Annotated in this window: 16 protein-coding genes and 1 rRNA gene; 13 read left to right on the forward strand and 4 right to left on the reverse strand. The window is 65.1% G+C overall.

Annotated features, from left to right (window positions below):
- Positions 1-164 precede the first annotated feature (164 nt).
- A 5S ribosomal RNA gene (rrf, locus tag JOE41_RS18525) occupies positions 165-281 on the forward strand.
- Positions 282-287: 6 nt separating this feature from the next.
- On the opposite strand, the gene JOE41_RS21245 is transcribed toward rrf, so the two are convergent.
- The 3 genes from JOE41_RS21245 to JOE41_RS21250 all read right to left on the reverse strand — a co-directional run bounded on the left by JOE41_RS21245 (position 288) and on the right by JOE41_RS21250 (position 1,723).
- Positions 288-917, reverse strand: a complete 630-nt coding sequence (locus JOE41_RS21245) for an IS3 family transposase (RefSeq protein ID WP_374068561.1) — start codon at positions 915-917, stop codon at positions 288-290.
- Positions 911-1,045 carry a hypothetical protein gene (locus JOE41_RS21130; RefSeq protein WP_280873606.1) on the reverse strand — a complete coding sequence of 45 codons (135 nt, stop codon included), beginning with the start codon at positions 1,043-1,045 and terminating at the stop codon, positions 911-913. The genes JOE41_RS21245 and JOE41_RS21130 overlap by 7 nt, the downstream gene beginning before the upstream one ends.
- Positions 1,046-1,498: 453 nt before the next feature.
- Positions 1,499-1,723: a transposase gene (locus JOE41_RS21250; RefSeq protein WP_374068731.1), complete on the reverse strand. Its 225-nt coding sequence runs from the start codon at positions 1,721-1,723 to the stop codon at positions 1,499-1,501.
- A 198-nt stretch (positions 1,724-1,921) separates the two neighbouring features.
- On the opposite strand from JOE41_RS21250, the gene JOE41_RS18540 reads away from it, so the two are divergent.
- From JOE41_RS18540 to JOE41_RS18595, 12 genes are all read left to right on the forward strand, one after another.
- On the forward strand, positions 1,922-3,976 hold the full coding sequence (locus JOE41_RS18540) for a L,D-transpeptidase family protein (protein ID WP_209753191.1): 2,055 nt from the start codon (positions 1,922-1,924) through the stop codon (positions 3,974-3,976).
- 307 nt (positions 3,977-4,283) lie between these two features.
- Positions 4,284-4,637: a hypothetical protein gene (locus tag JOE41_RS18545; protein ID WP_209753192.1), complete on the forward strand. Its 354-nt coding sequence runs from the start codon at positions 4,284-4,286 to the stop codon at positions 4,635-4,637.
- Positions 4,638-4,835: 198 nt separating this feature from the next.
- Entirely contained in the window at positions 4,836-6,800 is a 1,965-nt protein-coding gene (locus tag JOE41_RS18550) for a hypothetical protein (RefSeq protein WP_209753193.1), read from the forward strand.
- 6 nt (positions 6,801-6,806) lie between these two features.
- The gene (locus tag JOE41_RS18555) at positions 6,807-7,799 is read left to right on the forward strand and encodes an HAD-IIA family hydrolase (RefSeq protein ID WP_011691374.1); all 993 of its coding nucleotides are present in this window, start codon (positions 6,807-6,809) and stop codon (positions 7,797-7,799) included.
- A 22-nt stretch (positions 7,800-7,821) separates the two neighbouring features.
- Complete coding sequence (locus JOE41_RS18560) at positions 7,822-8,022, forward strand: hypothetical protein (RefSeq protein WP_209753194.1); 201 nt, start codon at positions 7,822-7,824, stop codon at positions 8,020-8,022.
- 2 nt (positions 8,023-8,024) lie between these two features.
- The gene (locus tag JOE41_RS18565) at positions 8,025-8,837 is read left to right on the forward strand and encodes a TlyA family RNA methyltransferase (RefSeq protein WP_209753195.1); all 813 of its coding nucleotides are present in this window, start codon (positions 8,025-8,027) and stop codon (positions 8,835-8,837) included.
- 13 nt (positions 8,838-8,850) lie between these two features.
- Positions 8,851-9,873 carry an NAD kinase gene (locus JOE41_RS18570; RefSeq protein ID WP_011691377.1) on the forward strand — a complete coding sequence of 341 codons (1,023 nt, stop codon included), beginning with the start codon at positions 8,851-8,853 and terminating at the stop codon, positions 9,871-9,873.
- Between the two features lie 3 nt (positions 9,874-9,876).
- A complete protein-coding gene (gene recN / locus JOE41_RS18575; RefSeq protein ID WP_209753196.1) occupies positions 9,877-11,616 on the forward strand; it encodes a DNA repair protein RecN in 1,740 nt (579 codons plus the stop codon).
- Between the two features lie 134 nt (positions 11,617-11,750).
- Positions 11,751-13,544: a CTP synthase gene (locus JOE41_RS18580; protein WP_209753197.1), complete on the forward strand. Its 1,794-nt coding sequence runs from the start codon at positions 11,751-11,753 to the stop codon at positions 13,542-13,544.
- 27 nt (positions 13,545-13,571) lie between these two features.
- Positions 13,572-14,234: an NUDIX hydrolase gene (locus JOE41_RS18585; protein ID WP_209753198.1), complete on the forward strand. Its 663-nt coding sequence runs from the start codon at positions 13,572-13,574 to the stop codon at positions 14,232-14,234.
- Positions 14,234-15,289, forward strand: a complete 1,056-nt coding sequence (gene xerD, locus JOE41_RS18590; RefSeq protein WP_209753199.1) for a site-specific tyrosine recombinase XerD — start codon at positions 14,234-14,236, stop codon at positions 15,287-15,289. Before JOE41_RS18585 ends, xerD begins: the two co-directional genes overlap by 1 nt.
- Before the next feature lie 25 nt (positions 15,290-15,314).
- Positions 15,315-15,806 carry an 8-oxo-dGTP diphosphatase gene (locus JOE41_RS18595; protein WP_011691382.1) on the forward strand — a complete coding sequence of 164 codons (492 nt, stop codon included), beginning with the start codon at positions 15,315-15,317 and terminating at the stop codon, positions 15,804-15,806.
- 76 nt (positions 15,807-15,882) lie between these two features.
- Here JOE41_RS18595 and JOE41_RS18600 read toward each other — a convergent pair whose 3' ends face one another.
- Positions 15,883-17,022, reverse strand: coding sequence for a bifunctional 2-methylcitrate synthase/citrate synthase (locus JOE41_RS18600; protein WP_011691383.1), 1,140 nt, complete (start codon positions 17,020-17,022; stop codon positions 15,883-15,885).
- Between the last annotated feature and the right edge of the window lie 41 nt (positions 17,023-17,063).

Consider the following 17,063-nt stretch of genomic DNA (forward strand, 5'->3'; position numbering starts at 1 on the left):
AAAATAAGACTGCTTGCGTCCACTATGTGGTTCCCAAACAACAAACCCGTTGCTTGAGGAACAAACACAACAACATAACAACACCACACCTGCCCTGAGCGGCAGGAGCATGTTGTAACCACTAATTTTCCCAACCCCCGCACCGGGGGTCCGGGTAAAAGGGTTACGGCGGTCATAGCGTGGGGGAAACGCCCGGTCCCATTCCGAACCCGGAAGCTAAGACCCACAGCGCCGATGGTACTGCACCCGGGAGGGTGTGGGAGAGTAGGTCACCGCCGGAACATCATTCAGGTCGAGAGCCCCAACCAGGCAACTGGTCGGGGCTCTCCCACGTTAACCACCAAAACCCCACACCCACCCACAAACCCCCACCGCCCCCTGGGACGCTCTCTCACATCCGGCCCCCCTTCCTGCCCACGCTCTCTCACATCTTGCACGCCTTCAGGCAGACTGCGGTCGTCAAGTTCGTTCGATAGCTCATTCTTTGTTTCGGTTAGGCGCCAGGGGGTCTTGGACTCGTGTTCTGTGGTCTGCGTGGGCCGTCGCTGGCATGAGGCCGCCGGCCTGCGGTTGGGTAGGCGGCGGTTGTACCAGCCCTCGATGTAATCCATCACGGCGGTCCGGGCAGCGAGTCTGAAACCGAAGCGTTCGTGGTGGTAAAACTCGGTTTTGAGGTGCGAGAAGAAGGTCTCAGCGACCGCGTTGTCCCAGCACACCCCAAAGGGACCGATCGACTGAGTGACCCTGTGATCGGCGCACCATCTCTGAAACTCGGTCCGAGGTGTCTTGGGTGCCCCCCGGTCAGAGTGGAGCACGGCTGTTTGCTGAGCGAAATGGTCGCGGTTCCGGGCTATCCGCAGGGCGGCTGTGCACAGGCTGGCTCGCATATGTTCAGTCATGGCCAAGCCGATCACCATGCCGGAGAAGAGATCACTGCGGAGGTGAAGTCACGTTTGCCATGGGCATCGAGCAGGTGGTTCTCGATGTGGGCCGTCTTGGCCTGAGGGTCCTGGACCGTGGTCCTTTTCCAAGCCTGGGCGCGCACGGCCCGCAAACCTTGCGCGTGCAAGATGGCCCCCACGTCGCGGCCGAAAGCTTCAACCCGCGAGCGTTCAGCAGCAGGGTCAGCTGATCCCGGCCGGCCCGGCCAGCCTCCGCGTGGTAGAGGTCGGTGATCGTGGTGACCTATTCCTAATGCCGGACAGCGCGGGACGAGGGGCACGCAGGTTTACGCCACCGGTACAACGAGGCCGGGAGGCCCTCAACGCGGGGCACAGCCACACCACGGAATGGTTAGCCTTCTTCGCTTCGATGAACTCGTAGAAGCCCTCTACTTTTGCTTCGCGGCAAAGAAGGCGCTGACTTTTCCCTGGAACTCGTCCTCGGCCTTCAACCTCTTGTTTTCAGCCAGGGCCTTTTCGTGCTCATCCCATGCAACCGGGCCTGTGTCCACGGGTGGAACAGGGGCGCTCGGTTGTTGTTCCCGATGTCGGTGAAGCTAGTTTCCCAGCGTGCTTTTCTTCACCCCGATCTCCTCGGCGACCTGCTTCACCGACCGGTCCGAGGATAAATCCAGACGGACCGCATCCTCATGGAAAGCGGCATCGTATTTTTTCTGAGCGTGGTCATCTGAAGTGAAGCTCCCGTCAAGCGGCCTCAGAAAACCATACGACCGCAGACCTTGTCTCAGATCCGGCACCCCTCCCCACCGACGCTCTTTCACCTCAAACGAATCGGTGGAACCTTTTTGTGCATCTCGAATGAATATCAGGTACGAGCGTCCGCACTGCAATGAAGACGTTTAAGATATCCTCGGGTTCGGACTGCTGACCGACTCCACTGTGGCTGCGGCGGCGTTCCTGACTACAACTTTGGGGGATGTGGTTCGATGAAGCATCGGGGTATCTGGTCTACGGCGGCAATGTTTGCGCTCGGTTTGGCGTTGGCGGTGCCACCCGCTGCTTCGGCGGTAGTTGATCCGTCGTCGCCGATGGTGACGGCGGAGCCGGCCGCCGTCGCTCCATCGACAACCTTGAGTCCGTCCACGGCGACGCCGACGGGGGACCCAACCGTTTCACCGTCGAACCCGCCTTCTCAACCCATTTCAACTCCGAGCGCCACAGTAACGCCCACAACAACAAATACAGAGGCGCACGGTAGCGCCTCCCTGACCACCGTTCCGGAGGCCACAGTCGCGACACCCGGACAGGATGCCATCGAGGCAGAGTGGCAACGCCTGGGCGGCGCGGCGGGCGCACTGGGCAATGCCGTCAGCGCAGCAGAGTGCGGACTGAGCCAGGACGGATGTCGACGCCAGTTCCAGAATGGAAAGATCCATTGGACTGCTGGCGCGGGCGCATTCGCGACTGCGGGGGACATCGGTGCTGTTTGGGCTGTCCACCAAGAGGAAGCCGGTCGAATCGGCTACCCGGTAGGATCGGTGGCCTGCCAGCCCAGCCCTTCCATCTGCCAGCAGAGCTTCCAGCGAGGGTTCATCGTTTCGAGCGGCGGGGTCGGGGCTTTCGCCGTCTATTCCCCGTACTCGGCGGTTTGGACCGTCTATGGTGCTGCGGCGGGGAGGTTGGGAGTGCCCATTTCAGCTGAAAAATGCGACGTCGGCGGTGCTGGCTGTTCACAGAGGTTCCAGCACGGCTCGATCGTCTGGGCGGCAGGCAGCGGCACCGTAGCCCTTTACGATCCTTACTACAGCGTTTGGGCTGCCAACGGGATGGGAGCGGGAAGACTCGGCTACCCGGTTTCCAACGAACGCTGCACGCCCACCGGAAGCGGATGTGTGCAGCAGTTTCAGCGGGGCTATGCTGCGTGGGTCCCGGGGGTAGGCACGACGCTGCTGACCGGGATCTATTCCTCAGTCTGGGCCACCAACGGTAGTGAATCCGGCCGCTTGGGCCTGCCGATAGCGGCGGAAGCCTGCGGCTTGGTCAACAGCGGTTGCTTCCAGAGGTTCACTGGTGGCTCCATCTACTGGAACGCCGGCAATGGCGCATACGCGGTGTACGGAGGTTATGCACAGATCTGGAACCAGTACGGCAGGGAAGCCGGTCGTATGGGCTACCCGGTATCCAATGAGCAGTGCGGACTTTCCGGTCCGGGGTGCGTCCAGTCGTTTCAGGGTGGCTATGTATATTGGGCCGCAGGCATCGGTTTCCATTCCGTGTACGGCGTCTACGGCCAATTGTGGGGCTCCAAGAGGGCCCAAAACGGAGCCCTGGGTTACCCCGTAACCGAGGAGTCCTGCCAGGTGAGTTCCTGTGTCCAGCGGTTCGAGGGCGGTGCCATTCATTGGACTGCCGGCCAGGGAACGTCGCTCCGGTATTCTGAGTGGGGTTACTGCCGCGCTTTGAATGTGGGGGCGACCAAGTATTCCGGCGGCGGCGCGGCTAGGGTTTCGTTCGCGGTGTCCCAAGGCTATGGGACCACGCCCGTGACCTTCACTAACTGCGTGAAGCGAGATGGAAAATATGTTCATGATTGGACAAGCGGTGGGTACGCCGGCGAAAGCGGATTCGCCCGGCCCGGGGTGGCAACAGGACCGACAACGGGGAAGTATTCTCCGACCGGATCATTTTCCATTACATTGGCGTTCGGTCTCTCCAACCCGGGAACGTCGCTCCCGTACCAGACACTCAATCCCTATTCCCGCTGGGGCGGTCGGCTCAACGCGAACTACAACAAGTATTTCGAGTCCAGTGCGGACGTCTTCCCTGACGAGAACATGTGGTATTATGCCACCCGTCCGTCCGGCGACTATCGCCAGGGTGCGGTCATTAACTACAACAGGCCGCCGGATTCCAACATCGTCATGGACGCCGGATTCGCAATTTTCCTTCACGCCAACCCGGTGCCCACGTGGGGATGTATTTCCCTCAGCGAGGCGAACGTCATCAAGTACCTCCAGACAGCGAGCTCCGGGGATCGACTCATCATGGGGGTGAGCAACGATGTCTTCGAATAACTCCCGCATCCGGAGGACTGTCCTGACAGCCCTGGCAGCGCTTGTCGCTGGCAGTGCCACGCTTGTTTCGTGCACGCCCGAGGGACCGTTGTCGGGCGGCGCAATAACATCGTCCGGGGCGCAGGCAGGCTCCTCGGGATCGTCGGCCAGCCCGAGCCCGACCAACTCAAACACGGCTCAAGTAGGCAAGGACGGGCGGACTGTTGATCCCGCTGCCAAGGCTGGATCCTGCACGCTGCTGGCGGAATCAGACATCAAAGGTGCGTTGTCCTCATGGGCCACCGGGCTACAGCCCGGGCAGGGAGAAGTGTCAACGGACCGTGATGGAACGGCCATAGACTCCTGCGTCTACGCGCTGGAGTCGGGAGCCGGGACGGATCACAGCGCTGTCATCGAGCAAAGGGAGTTCAAGACCCCACAAGACCTGGCTGCCAGCGCTCCATTCGGCCTGTTGATGAAGGCGGAGGCAATATCGGGCTTGCGCGGGGACGCCCAGTACGGTGTGAACACGCTGACGGGAAGCACCGAGTACGTTGTGGTCTCTGTCCTCGACAAGACCGCCTCCAAGCTGCTCGTCTCCGTGCCCTCCGGCACGGCGGTGCCTGAGGGCACCAGTGCGAAGGACATGGTGGTGGCTCTCGCGAAGAAGGCCGGCTTCTGACTCGTCAACCTATGATGATGCTCACTGTTGCTGCCTCCTGTCCTCGGCCCGGTGCCCGCCGGGCTTTGCCTCGCCTAGAATTGGGTGAGATGTACGGACTTCGAAGCGCTTGATTTCGGGTTGCGTCGCATAACGAAACACGAAACAAGAGCGGCTGCAATCGCGCCAGTGGTCAGCTCATAACGGGAGGAATCCAACATGGCTGAGCACAACGGCGGAAATCGAAATGGTAAGGACCGCGGCAGCTCCGGGGGCGGCCGGCCTTCGGGCGGAGGACCGTTCCGCGCCTCGAATAATTCCGGTGGCGATCCCCGTGGATTCCGTGCAAAGGATGATCGCGGTGACCGCCCGTCCCGTGAGGGCGGGGAGCGCCGCAGCTTCGGCGCCGGCAGCAGCGACCGCGATCGTAAGCCCTTCGGCGCCGGCAGCGGCGACCGTGACCGTAAGCCGTTCGGTGACCGCCCGTCCCGTGAAGGCGCGGAGCGCCGCAGCTTCGGCGCCGGTAGCGCCGGCGACCGTGACCGTAAGCCCTTTGGCGCTGGCGACCGCGATCGTAAGCCGTTCGGTGACCGCCCGTCCCGTGAGGGCGGGGAGCGCCGCAGCTTCGGCGCCGGTAGCGCCGGCGACCGTGACCGTAAGCCCTTTGGCGCCGGCAGCGGCGACCGCGATCGTAAGCCGTTCGGTGACCGCCCGTCCCGTGAGGGCGGGGAGCGCCGCAGCTTCGGCGCCGGCAGCAGCGACCGCGATCGTAAGCCCTTCGGCGCCGGTAGCGGCGACCGCGATCGTAAGCCGTTCGGTGACCGCCCGTCCCGTGAAGGCGCGGAGCGCCGCAGCTTCGGCGCCGGTAGCGGCGGCGACCGTGACCGTAAGCCCTTCGGTGACCGCCCGTCCCGTGAAGGTGGGGAGCGTCGCAGCTTCGGTGGTGGCGCCGGCGCCGACCGTAAACCCTACAGCGATCGCCCGCGCCGCGAAGGCGATGGCGAACGTCGCAGCTTCGGCGGCGGGGACAACCGCAAGCCGTTCGGTGACCGCCAGGAACGGGCGCCCCGCAGCTTTGACCGTGGCGATTCAGGCCCCCGTGACTTCGGACGCGACCGCCCCGAGGACCGTCCCGCACGCGTACCGAACGCCCGCGACCTGCGCAGCGCCAACCGTCCGGATCGTGAGCGCTCTCCCGAGATCGACGAAGATGTCACGGGCCAGGAACTGGACCGCGCGACCAAGCACGAGATCAAAACCCTCGAGCCCAAGAGCGCAGAGTGGGTTGCACGCCACCTGGTGATGGCAGGCCGCCTCATCGACGAAGAACCGGAGCTCGCCTTCCAGCATGCCCTGGCGGCCAGCCGCCGCGGCGGACGTCTCTCCGCAGTGCGCGAGGCTGTAGGCCTGACCGCCTACGCCGCAGGCCACTACGGTGAAGCCCTGCGCGAGTTCCGCACCTACCGCCGGATTAGCGGCTCCAACGTGCACCTGCCGGTCATGGCCGACTGCGAACGCGGACTGGGACGGCCGGATCGTGCCCTTGACGTGGCGCGCTCCGAGGAAGCCAACGACCTCGACGCACCCGGCAAAGTTGAACTGGCCATCGTTGCCGCAGGCGCGCGCACCGACCTGGGCCAGCTGGACGCCGCCGTGGCCGAACTGGAAATTGCCCAGTTGGACATCAACCGCGCCTTCTCCTACAGCCCTCGCCTCTTCCGCGCCTACGGTGACGCCCTCGCGGCAGTAGGACGGACCGAGGAAGCAGCGAAGTGGCAGCGCCAGGCCGTTGTTGCTGAAAACGCCCTGGGCCTCGGCGAGGACGAGGAACCTGACATCATCGACCTCGGCTGGGACGAGGAAGAAGAAGCCCGTGAAGAGGAAGCAAGGCGCCGCCTGCTCGCGCAGCAGCAGGCTGCCAGTGCGCCTGCCCCGTCGCCGGGCGTACGTGACGACAGCCAGTCGGCCGTCGTCGAGGCTGCCGCTTCGGACGCTGCTGCCCTGGACGAAGGCTCCGACGACGCTGAAGCGGATTACTTTGAATCCGACGACGCTGAATCCGACGAGGACTCAGTTGAGCAGGACGAACTCGAAGAGGGCACAAGCGGAGACGGCACCACCGAGGACGCCGTCCATGACGCCGGCGATGCGGACATCGCACAGTCGGACCGCGAAAGGGAATAACTGCGCATGAGCGGTGCTTCATTGATCTCCCGGTTCGACGCCCTGCTGTCCGATCTCGACGGGGTTGTCTATGCCGGTCCTCACGCCATCCCGGGCGCCGTTGAGGCGCTCCGCCAACTGGCGGGAATCGACGTCGGACTTGGGTACGTGACCAATAACGCCTCCCGGACTCCCGCGCAGGTGGCGGCGCACCTGCGCGAGCTTGGCGCGCCTGCCGAAGACGCGCAGGTGGTCAGTTCCTCGCAGGCTGCCGGCGAGCTGCTGGCGGGACTTCTTCCGGCGGGGGCGCGGGTCCTGGTGACCGGAAGCCCGGCGCTGGCGCATGAGGTGGAGCTGGTGGGGCTGACACCCGTTCACAGCGCCAAGGAAAAGCCGGTGGCGGTGGTCCAAGGATTCAATCCCGAGATCGGTTGGAAGGACCTCGCTGAGGCTTCGTACGTTATCGCCGGCGGCGCCCTGTGGGTTGCCACCAACACGGACATGTCCATCCCGCAGGCCCGCGGCATGGCTCCTGGCAACGGAACCCTGGTGGCTGCCGTTGCTGCGGCCACCGGACAGCAGCCCCTGGTGGCCGGGAAGCCCGAGGCTCCGTTGTTCCGCACCGCCGCCAAGCGGCTCACCTCCGAACGGCCGCTCGTCGTGGGCGACCGGCTGGACACCGACATCCTCGGCGGGAACAACGCCGGGTTTGCCACCGTGGCAGTGCTCACCGGCGTCGACACCCGGGAATCCATCCTCGCCGCCCGCACGGCCGAGCGGCCGGACTTCCTCATCAATGACCTCAGCGATCTGTACCGCCCGTACCCCGCTGTGGAAGAGCACGACGGCGGCACGTTCCGTTGCGGTTCGGCCTCCGCCGTCGTGCGCGGAGAGTCGGTCCACATCAGCGGAATCCCGGGAGACCTCGACTCGTGGCGGGCAGCCTGCTCGGCGTGGTGGACGGCCAATCCGCAGGCAGACGCTGCCCTGGCCCCGGCCATCGAGTGGCTGACGGACTAAACCGGATCACTAGACTGGAAACATGACCGAGCTGAACAACTTCCCGGAAGCCGGCCGCAGCATGAGCCCGGTCGGTGACGCGTCAGTCGACGCTGCGCTGGACCGTTTGGCTGACATCGAAGGGCTTCCGGTTGGCGGGCACGCCGAGGCCTACGCGGCACTTCACGATGCCCTGCTGGATGCGCTCAACGACGATGACCCGTCCGCTGCGGGTGACGCCTGAGGATGGCCAGGCTTGACCAGATGCTCGTCGCCCGGGGGCTGGCGAGATCCCGCACCCACGCCGCGCGCCTGATTGCCGAAGGCAAAGTCAGCTCGGAGGGCACCGTTCTCGCGAAAGCCTCCGCCCAGGTGGATGACCTGACGCCCCTGGACGTTGCTGATGACGGGCAGGACACGTACGTCAGCAGGGCAGGCCACAAACTGGCCGGGGCGCTGGAAGCTTTTCCGGAAGTCATTGCGGAAGGCAAACGCTGCCTGGACGCCGGCGCCTCCACCGGCGGCTTCACCGAGGTCCTGCTCAGGCGCGGCGCGGATCATGTGGTGGCTGTCGACGTCGGACACGGCCAGCTGGTGCCCCAGCTCCGGGACGACCCCCGCGTGTCGGTGCACGAAGGCCTCAACGTTCGTTACATGACGCCGGAAGAGATCGGCGGCCCGGTCGCGCTGACGGTCGCCGACCTGTCGTTCATTTCGCTGACCCTGGTGTTGGAGCCGCTGGCGGCGTGCACGGAGCCCGGCGGCGACCTGGTCCTGATGGTCAAGCCGCAGTTCGAGATCGGCAAGGACCGGCTGGGCCGCACCGGTGTGGTGAATTCCGGGCGTGAACGCCGGATGGCGGTGGAAAAAGTCGCCCAGGCAGCGCTCGACGCGGGGCTCGAACTTCGCGGCCTCGCGGCAAGCCCCTTGCCCGGCCAGGACGGAAACGTCGAATACTTCCTGTGGATAAAGCGCAGGATCACCTCAGACTTGCCTAAGATCGAAGAGCGGGACGCAGCCGTTGCTGCGTTGCTCGGAACAATCTGGCCGAACAACTAGAAAGCGGAACCCGATGAGCAGGCGTGTACTGGTCCTTGCCCACACCGGCCGCGAGGAATCACTGAAGGCTGCCTGGGAGGCGTGCATCCAGCTGCACGCCTCAGGCATTGTTCCGGTGATGCAAAAATCCGAACTCAAAGACATGGAAGGGTTTTTCGGCCGGCTCGAAGACCCCGTTGAGATCCTTCACGACCACATCCAGCTCCCCGACGTCGAGCTGGTCATGGTCCTCGGCGGGGACGGCACCATCCTCCGCGCCGCCGAACTCGTCCGGGAAGTGGACGTGCCGCTCCTGGGGGTCAACCTGGGCCATGTGGGCTTCCTTGCCGAGAGCGAGCGGGCAGACCTTGCGCAGACCGTCGAATGGATCGCCAGCCGCGACTATACGGTGGAAGAACGGATGACCATCGATGTCCAGGTCTGGGTCCGCGGACAAAAGATCTGGCATACCTGGGCGCTGAACGAGGCCGCCATCGAGAAAGGCAACCGGGAACGGATGCTCGAGGTGGTCACGGAAGTCGACGAGCGTCCGCTGACGTCGTTCGGTTGCGACGGCGTGGTGATGGCCACCCCCACCGGTTCGACGGCCTATGCCTTCTCGGCCGGCGGTCCGGTGGTGTGGCCGGAAGTGGAAGCACTGGTGATCGTCCCCATCAGTGCCCACGCGCTCTTCGCCAAACCGCTGGTGGTCTCTCCCCGGTCCCGGCTGGCCGTGGAGGTCCTGAACCGGACCGACGCCCAGGGTGTGCTGTGGTGCGACGGACGCCGGTCCGTGGACCTGCCTCCGGGCGCCCGCGTGGAAGTGACCCGATCGGCCACGCCGGTGCGGCTCGCGCGGACACACCAGACACCGTTCTCGGCGAGGCTGGTCCGTAAGTTCCAGCTTCCCATCCACGGCTGGCGCGGTCCCATGCCCCTGGCCGAGTCCGTCCACACCGGGCCCGTACCCGTCATCCGTACACCCCGGCCCATGGCACCGCCTCCGGGTGCCCGGCACGCCGGGACGTCCGAGACTGATCCGACGACTGCGAAGTGAATCATGCTTGAAGAACTGAGAATCCGCGACCTCGGCGTCATCACCGACGCAACCCTTCCGCTTGGCCCGGGCCTTAGCGTGGTGACCGGCGAAACGGGTGCCGGTAAGACCATGGTGGTCACCGCCGTCGGCCTCCTGCTGGGTGCCCGCTCGGATGCGGGTGCCGTGCGGAGCGGTGCGAAGAGCGCCTCGGCGGAAGCCGTCCTCAAACTGGACGCCGGGCACGCAGCCGTCTTACGCGCCTTGGAGGCGGGCGCCGAGGTGGAGGAGTTCGACGGCGGCGCTGAGCTAATCCTTGCCCGCCGCCTGGGTGCGGATGGACGAAGCCGCGCCTACCTTGGCGGCCGCGCCGCCCCTGTAGGGGTCCTGGCGGAGATCGGCGAAAGCCTGGTGGTGGTCCATGGCCAGTCGGACCAAATCAGGCTGAAGGGGGCGCTTGCCCAGCGCGGTGCCCTGGACAAGTTTGCCGGCGACACCCTGGCCGGCCCGCTGGGTACATACCAGGCCCTGTACAGCCACTGGAAAGCCAGCCAGGCGGAGCTGGACGCGCTGCGGGGCGCGGCTCGTGACAGGTTGCGGGAAGCAGAGTCGCTGGAGATCGCACTGGCAGAAATCGATGAGGTGGACCCGCAGCCGGGTGAGGACGAGTCACTTAAGGCGGAGGCCGTGAAACTGGCCAACGTCGAAGAACTCAGGATTGCGGCAAACACCGCCCACCAGGCGCTTATCGCGGAAGACTACGGTGACGAGGGCGACGCCACCACGTTGGTGGATGCGGCGAAACGGACACTGGAACATGTGGCCGAGCACGATGCCGAACTCGGCGCGGCAGCCGCACGCCTGGCCGAGGTCGGCTTCCTGCTGAACGACATCGCCACGGAACTGGCGAGCTACCAGGCCGGGCTGGATTCAGAGGGGCCGGAGCGGCTCGCGGAAATCGAGGACCGGCGGGCTGCGCTGGCCAAACTGGTCCGCAAGTATGCCCCCAGCATCGACGAGGTCCTGACGTGGGCGGAGAACGCCCGCGTACGGTTCGACGAACTGCAGGACGACTCCACCCGGATCGAGGCGCTGGAAGCGGAAGTCGCCCGGACCGAGGCGGAGCTGAAGAAGCAGGCCACCGCGATCAGCAAGGTCCGGGGCAAGGCCGCCAAAGATCTCTCTGCACGCGTCAGCGCCGAACTGAAGGCGCTGGCCATGGCCGACGCGACCCTGGTAATCACCATCGAGCCCGCCGCCCAGCTGATGCCGTACGGGGCGGACGAGATCTCGTTCCTGCTCCAGCCCCACTCCGGTGCGCCCGCCCGTCCGCTGGGCAAGGGTGCCTCCGGAGGTGAGCTTTCCCGCGTGATGCTGGCCATCGAGGTGGTGCTCGCCGCAGTGGATCCGGTGCCCACCTTCGTGTTCGACGAAGTGGACGCCGGAGTGGGCGGGAGGGCCGCCGTCGAGATCGGCCGCCGGCTGGCCATGCTGGCGCAGCATGTGCAGGTCCTGGTGGTCACGCACCTTCCCCAGGTTGCCGCGTTCGCGGACCAGCACATCACCGTCACCAAAACATCGGTCAGAGGCGCCGACGGCGGCACCGCCACCGGGTTCACGTCCAGCGACGTGCGTCTCCTCGACGGCCCGGAAAGGGTCAAGGAGCTGGCACGAATGCTTGCCGGGCAGGAAGACTCCGAAACAGCCCAGGCCCACGCCCAGGAGCTGCTGGACGACGCCAAGCTGCTGCCGCAGCGGGCCTGAACGGCACTGCGAGAACCGTCACACCGGCCGGGCCGCCGCCCGCGGTTTGCAGCTAAAACTTGATCAGTGTCCAGCGCCGGGGGAGACTGAGTCATTTGGGGAATCCGATTTTCGACCCGTGGAAGGCTCAATTGATGATAGGCTCGAATTCCGTGGTGCAGCGATCAAATTCCCGTGTAAATTCCCGGTTCCCGGGCTCGTCCAAGACGACCAAACACATCTTCGTCACCGGTGGTGTGGCGTCCTCGCTAGGCAAGGGACTGACGGCTTCGAGCCTCGGCCACCTGCTGCGGGCACGCGGTTTGTCTGTAACTATGCAGAAGCTCGATCCCTACCTGAATGTGGATCCGGGCACGATGAACCCCTTCCAGCACGGCGAAGTCTTCGTGACTGACGACGGTGCCGAGACTGACCTGGATGTCGGCCACTACGAGCGCTTCCTCGATGAAAACCTCGAAGGCTCGGCCAACGTCACAACCGGCCAGGTCTACTCCACGGTTATCGCCAAGGAACGCCGGGGCGAGTACCTTGGCGACACCGTCCAGGTCATTCCGCACATCACGGATGAGATCAAGCGCCGGATGCGGCTTCCTGCCGAAGGCAAGAACGCACCGGACGTCATCATCACCGAGATCGGCGGGACCGTCGGCGATATCGAGTCGCAGCCCTTCCTCGAGTCAGCCCGCCAGGTGCGCCAGGATATCGGCCGCGGCAACGTCTTCTTCCTGCACGTGTCCCTGGTCCCGTACATCGGACCGTCCCAGGAGCTGAAGACCAAGCCGACGCAGCACTCCGTTGCCGCACTGCGCTCCATCGGTATTCAGCCCGAGGCAATCGTGATCCGTTCGGACCGCGAAGTCCCGCAGGCCATGCGCGACAAGATCGGCCGCATGTGCGATGTCGACATCGACGCCGTCATCGGCTGCCCGGACGCACCGAGCATTTACGACATCCCCAAGACCCTCCACTCCCAGGGCCTGGACTCTTACATCGTCCGCGCGCTGGACCTGCCGTTCAAGGATGTTGACTGGACCAGCTGGGACAAGCTGCTCGAAGCGGTCCACAACCCGAAGCACGAAGTGGAAATCGCCCTGGTCGGCAAGTACATCGACCTGCCGGACGCCTACCTTTCAGTCACCGAGGCACTGCGCGCCGGCGGTTTCGCCAACGACACCAAGGTCAAGATCCGCTGGGTCCCCTCGGACGAATGCGAAACCCACGAGGGCGCAGTCAACTCGCTCTCCGGGGTTGACGCCATCTGCGTGCCCGGCGGGTTCGGTATCCGCGGCCTCGAAGGCAAGCTGGGCGCGCTCAAGTTTGCCCGCGAAACCAAGCTGCCTGTCCTTGGCCTGTGCCTGGGCCTCCAGTGCATGGTCATCGAATACGCCCGGAACGTGGTGGGCCTTGAAGGCGCATCATCCAGCGAATTTGAACCGGATTCCAAGTATCCGGTCATCGCCACGATGGAAGAGCAGCTGGACATCGTTGACGGCAAGGGCGACCTTGGCGGCACCATGCGCCTGGGCCTCTACGAGGCCAAGCTGGACGAAGGCTCCGTCATCGCCGAGACCTACGGCACCACCAAGGTCAGCGAGCGGCACCGCCACCGCTACGAAGTCAACAACAAGTACCGCGACCAGATTGCAGCGAAGGGGCTCGTGTTCTCCGGAACGTCCCCGGATGGCAAGCTGGTGGAGTACGTGGAGCTTCCCCGCGAAGTCCACCCGTACTACGTCGCTACCCAGGCGCACCCGGAGCTGAGCTCCCGTCCCACCCGGCCGCATCCTTTGTTCGCGGGCCTGGTCAAGGCCGCGCTGGATCACCAGAAGGGCGGGGACATCCTCCCCGCCGCCAATGGTGCGGAAGCAACCAGTGCGGATGCGCCGGCTGAGGCCAGCGGCTCCGCCCGCAAGGTCTCGGCCAAGTAGTCACCAACTAAATCAAAGGACGGCGCGATGCCCGGTATGCCTGAAACCCCCAATGCTGCACGGCAGGTTTCGGATGCGCCGAGCCCGCGCCGTCTTTTGTCGTCCCGGAAGGTGTACGAAGGCCGCATCTGGGACGTTGTCAGCGACAGTTTCCAGCTCAGCGAACACGGCGACGAGCTGGTGCGCGACTATATCGACCACCCGGGTGCGGTAGCAGTCCTGCCCATGAACGATGCCGGCGAAGTTCTGCTGATGAAGCAGTACCGGCATCCCGTCGGCATGGACCTGTGGGAGATCCCGGCCGGGCTGCTGGACATTGAGGGTGAGGACTTCGTGGTGGGCGCCGCACGTGAGCTCGCCGAGGAGGCAGACCTGGTGGCCGCCACATGGAACGTGCTGGCCGACTTCTTCAACTCCCCGGGATCCTCGAGCGAGGCGATCCGCATTTACCTGGCCCGGGATTTGAGCGATGTGCCGGATCATGAACTCCACGTCCGTACGGATGAGGAAGCGGAGATCGAACTGCACTGGACACCGTTGGACGAAGCGGTGGCGGCCGTTCTGGAGGGCCGGCTGCACAACCCGTCCGCCGTCGTCGGAATTCTTGCCGCCGCGGCAGCACGCGCGGACGGCTTCGGGCACCTGCGTCCGGCAAATGCCCCCTGGCCCGCCCATCCCAGCCAGCGTTAATGGGCAGCACCGTCACTCCCGCGCCGGAACGTGCCGGTGCTGAACCAGTCCGTGCTGAACCAGTCCGTGCTGAACCGCCCCGGGCCGGACAGCCCCAGGGAGAAGGCTCCGCACGGCCACGCAACGCCATAGACCGTGCCGTGAACGACTACCTCCAGCACATGGGCGTGGAGCGGGGTCTGGCGGCGAACACGTTGTCCGCCTACCGTCGCGACCTTGCCCGGTATGCAAACTACCTCGCCGCGTGCGGTCCCTCCCGCCCTGGCGATGTCACCCGGCGGCACGTCACCGGATTCGTACAGGCCTTGTCCGACGGTTCCGACGGCGGGACAGCACTCGGTGTCAGATCCGCTGCCAGGACCGTCGTGGCGGTCCGCGGCCTCCATAAGTTCTGGGCGTTGGAAGGAATTACGACGGCGGATCCCGCCAGCGATGTCCACCCGCCCATGCCCGGCAAGCGGCTGCCCAAGGCCATCAGCGTGGACGAGGTCACCCGGATCCTGGAAGCGGCCGGCACGGACACGGCGACAGGTTTGAGGGACCGGGCACTGCTGGAGTTCCTCTATTCCACCGGTGCCCGCATCAGCGAGGCCGTGGGCCTGGACGTCGACGACATATCGCTCCAGGCAGATCAGGCCGGCCCGGCAATCGTCCGGCTCTTCGGCAAGGGGTCCAAGGAACGCCTGGTGCCGCTTGGGTCCTACGGAGCGCGTGCCCTTGACGCCTACCTGGTGCGCGGCCGGCCGCTGCTGGCCGCCAAAGGCAAGGGCACGCCGGCGCTGTTCCTGAACGCCCGCGGCGGACGGATCAGCAGGCAGAGCGCCTGGACCATCCTCAAGGCAGCAGCGGACAAGGCCAACATCACCAAGGACGTGTCTCCCCATACCCTGCGCCACTCCTTTGCCACCCACCTCCTGGAGGGCGGAGCGGACGTGCGGGTGGTCCAGGAACTTCTCGGCCACGCCTCCGTCACCACCACCCAGGTCTACACCCTGGTGACGGCAGATACCCTGCGGGAGATTTACGCCGCCGCCCACCCGAGGGCGCTGGGCTGAGCCCGGCAACGCTAGTCTGGTGTCCATGACCTCGACGCCCGTCACATTGTGCTTCCTGCTGAGGGACCGGCCCGACGGCGGAACGGAAGTCCTCCTCGGCCTTAAGAAGACCGGCTTCGGCAGGGGCAAGATCGTCGGGCTTGGCGGTCATGTGGAGCCGGGGGAGAGCCACGCCGAAGCGGCGTGCCGGGAGGTGCAGGAAGAGTCCGGCGTAACGGTGCTTGAGCGGGACCTGCGCCCTGCCGGCGTGGTGGAGTTTGTCTTTCCCCACCGCCCGGAATGGAACATGCACACCACCCTGTTCACCACCCGTGAGTGGCACGGCGAACCGGCGGAAAGTCCGGAGATCGACCCCGAATGGTTTGATGCATTGTCGCTGCCGGTGGACCGCATGTGGCAGGACGCTGACCACTGGCTGCCGCCGGTACTGGAAGGCGGGACAGTGGACATCGTGGTCACCCTCAACGCCGACAACGAAACGGTGGCGTCCTCAGTGACCGTCCTGCGGAACCTATAACCTTAAAGAACGACGGCGGGCTGGCCACCTGTGAAGGGTGACCAGCCCGCCGTCGTACGCTCCCGGGGGTGCGGACTTACGACAGGTGCCGTTCCTCCACACCGTTGTACTCGCTCAACGGACGGATCAGGGAGTTGGATTCCAGCTGTTCCATGATGTGCGCGGTCCAGCCGGTGATGCGGCTGGCGACGAACAGCGGAGTGAACGTGGCAGTGTCGAAACCCATGAGGTGGTAGGTGGGGCCGGTGGGGTAGTCAAGGTTGGGCTTGATGCCCTTGGCCTCGTCCATAGCTGACTCCAGCCCGTTGTAGAGCCCCAGGAGCTCCGGCCGGCCGTAGTGGGCAATCATCTTGTCCAGTGCGGCCTTCATGGTGGGGACGCGGGAGTCGCCGTGCTTGTAGACGCGGTGGCCGAAGCCCATGACCTTCTTCTTCTTCGCCAGGGCATCCTCCATCCAGGCCTTGGCCCGGGCGGCGGCGTCCTCCAGGGATTCCTCGGAGCGGATGCCGATTTCATCGAAGGTGTGCATGACGGCTTCATTGGCGCCGCCGTGGAGCGCACCCTTGAGGGCACCGATGGCTCCGGTCACGGCCGAGTGCAGGTCCGACAGCGTGGACGTGATCACGCGGGCCGTGAACGTGGAGGCGTTGAAGGAGTGCTCGGCGTACAGAATCATGGACACGTTGAACGCGTCCACGACTTCGGGCACCTGCTCTTCGCCGAAGGTCATCCAGAGGAAGTTGGCGTCGTATCCCAGATCGTCGCGGGGCTCAACCAGTTCCAGGCCATGGCGGCGGCGCTGGTCGTAAGCCACCACGGCCGGCATGGCGGCGAACAGGTCGATGGCCTTCTGCATGTTTGCTTCGCGCGAGGAGTCCTCGGCAAGTTCATGCCGCGCTCCCATCACGGACGCCGCAGTCCGGCACACGTCCATCGGGTGGGACGTGATGGGCAGCGCGTCGATCACCTGCTTGACCACCGGATCCAGCCGGCGTCCGGCCCTTTCCTTGGCCGTGAACTCGGCCAGCTGCTCCGGAGTGGGCAATTCGCCGTTCCAGAGCAGGTAGGCCACTTCTTCGAAACTGCAGGAGGCGGCAAGTTCCTGGACGGGGTAGCCGCGGTACAGCAGTGAGTTGGTGTCCGGGTTGACCTTGGATACCGCGGTGTAGTCCACCACGACGCCGGCGAGGCCCTTTTTGATCTCATTTTCAGCCATGCTGAAACTCCTTCGTTCCTTATGCTGTGTGCCGGCCGGAG

This window comes from Arthrobacter sp. PvP103 (genome assembly GCF_017833075.1).
Lineage (GTDB): Bacteria > Actinomycetota > Actinomycetes > Actinomycetales > Micrococcaceae > Arthrobacter.

Bases quoted from the DNA above. Each gene is read 5' to 3' on its own strand.
- JOE41_RS21245 (WP_374068561.1), bottom strand. From the start codon at position 917: ATGGTGATCGGCTTGGCCATGACTGAACATATGCGAGCCAGCCTGTGC.
- JOE41_RS18540 (WP_209753191.1), top strand. From the start codon at position 1,922: ATGTTTGCGCTCGGTTTGGCGTTGGCGGTGCCACCCGCTGCTTCGGCG.
- JOE41_RS18550 (WP_209753193.1), top strand. From the start codon at position 4,836: ATGGCTGAGCACAACGGCGGAAATCGAAATGGTAAGGACCGCGGCAGC.
- JOE41_RS18555 (WP_011691374.1), top strand. From the start codon at position 6,807: ATGAGCGGTGCTTCATTGATCTCCCGGTTCGACGCCCTGCTGTCCGAT.
- JOE41_RS18560 (WP_209753194.1), top strand. From the start codon at position 7,822: ATGACCGAGCTGAACAACTTCCCGGAAGCCGGCCGCAGCATGAGCCCG.
- JOE41_RS18565 (WP_209753195.1), top strand. From the start codon at position 8,025: ATGGCCAGGCTTGACCAGATGCTCGTCGCCCGGGGGCTGGCGAGATCC.
- JOE41_RS18570 (WP_011691377.1), top strand. From the start codon at position 8,851: ATGAGCAGGCGTGTACTGGTCCTTGCCCACACCGGCCGCGAGGAATCA.
- recN (WP_209753196.1), top strand. From the start codon at position 9,877: ATGCTTGAAGAACTGAGAATCCGCGACCTCGGCGTCATCACCGACGCA.
- JOE41_RS18580 (WP_209753197.1), top strand. From the start codon at position 11,751: ATGATAGGCTCGAATTCCGTGGTGCAGCGATCAAATTCCCGTGTAAAT.
- JOE41_RS18585 (WP_209753198.1), top strand. From the start codon at position 13,572: ATGCCCGGTATGCCTGAAACCCCCAATGCTGCACGGCAGGTTTCGGAT.
- xerD (WP_209753199.1), top strand. From the start codon at position 14,234: ATGGGCAGCACCGTCACTCCCGCGCCGGAACGTGCCGGTGCTGAACCA.
- JOE41_RS18595 (WP_011691382.1), top strand. From the start codon at position 15,315: ATGACCTCGACGCCCGTCACATTGTGCTTCCTGCTGAGGGACCGGCCC.
- JOE41_RS18600 (WP_011691383.1), bottom strand. From the start codon at position 17,022: ATGGCTGAAAATGAGATCAAAAAGGGCCTCGCCGGCGTCGTGGTGGAC.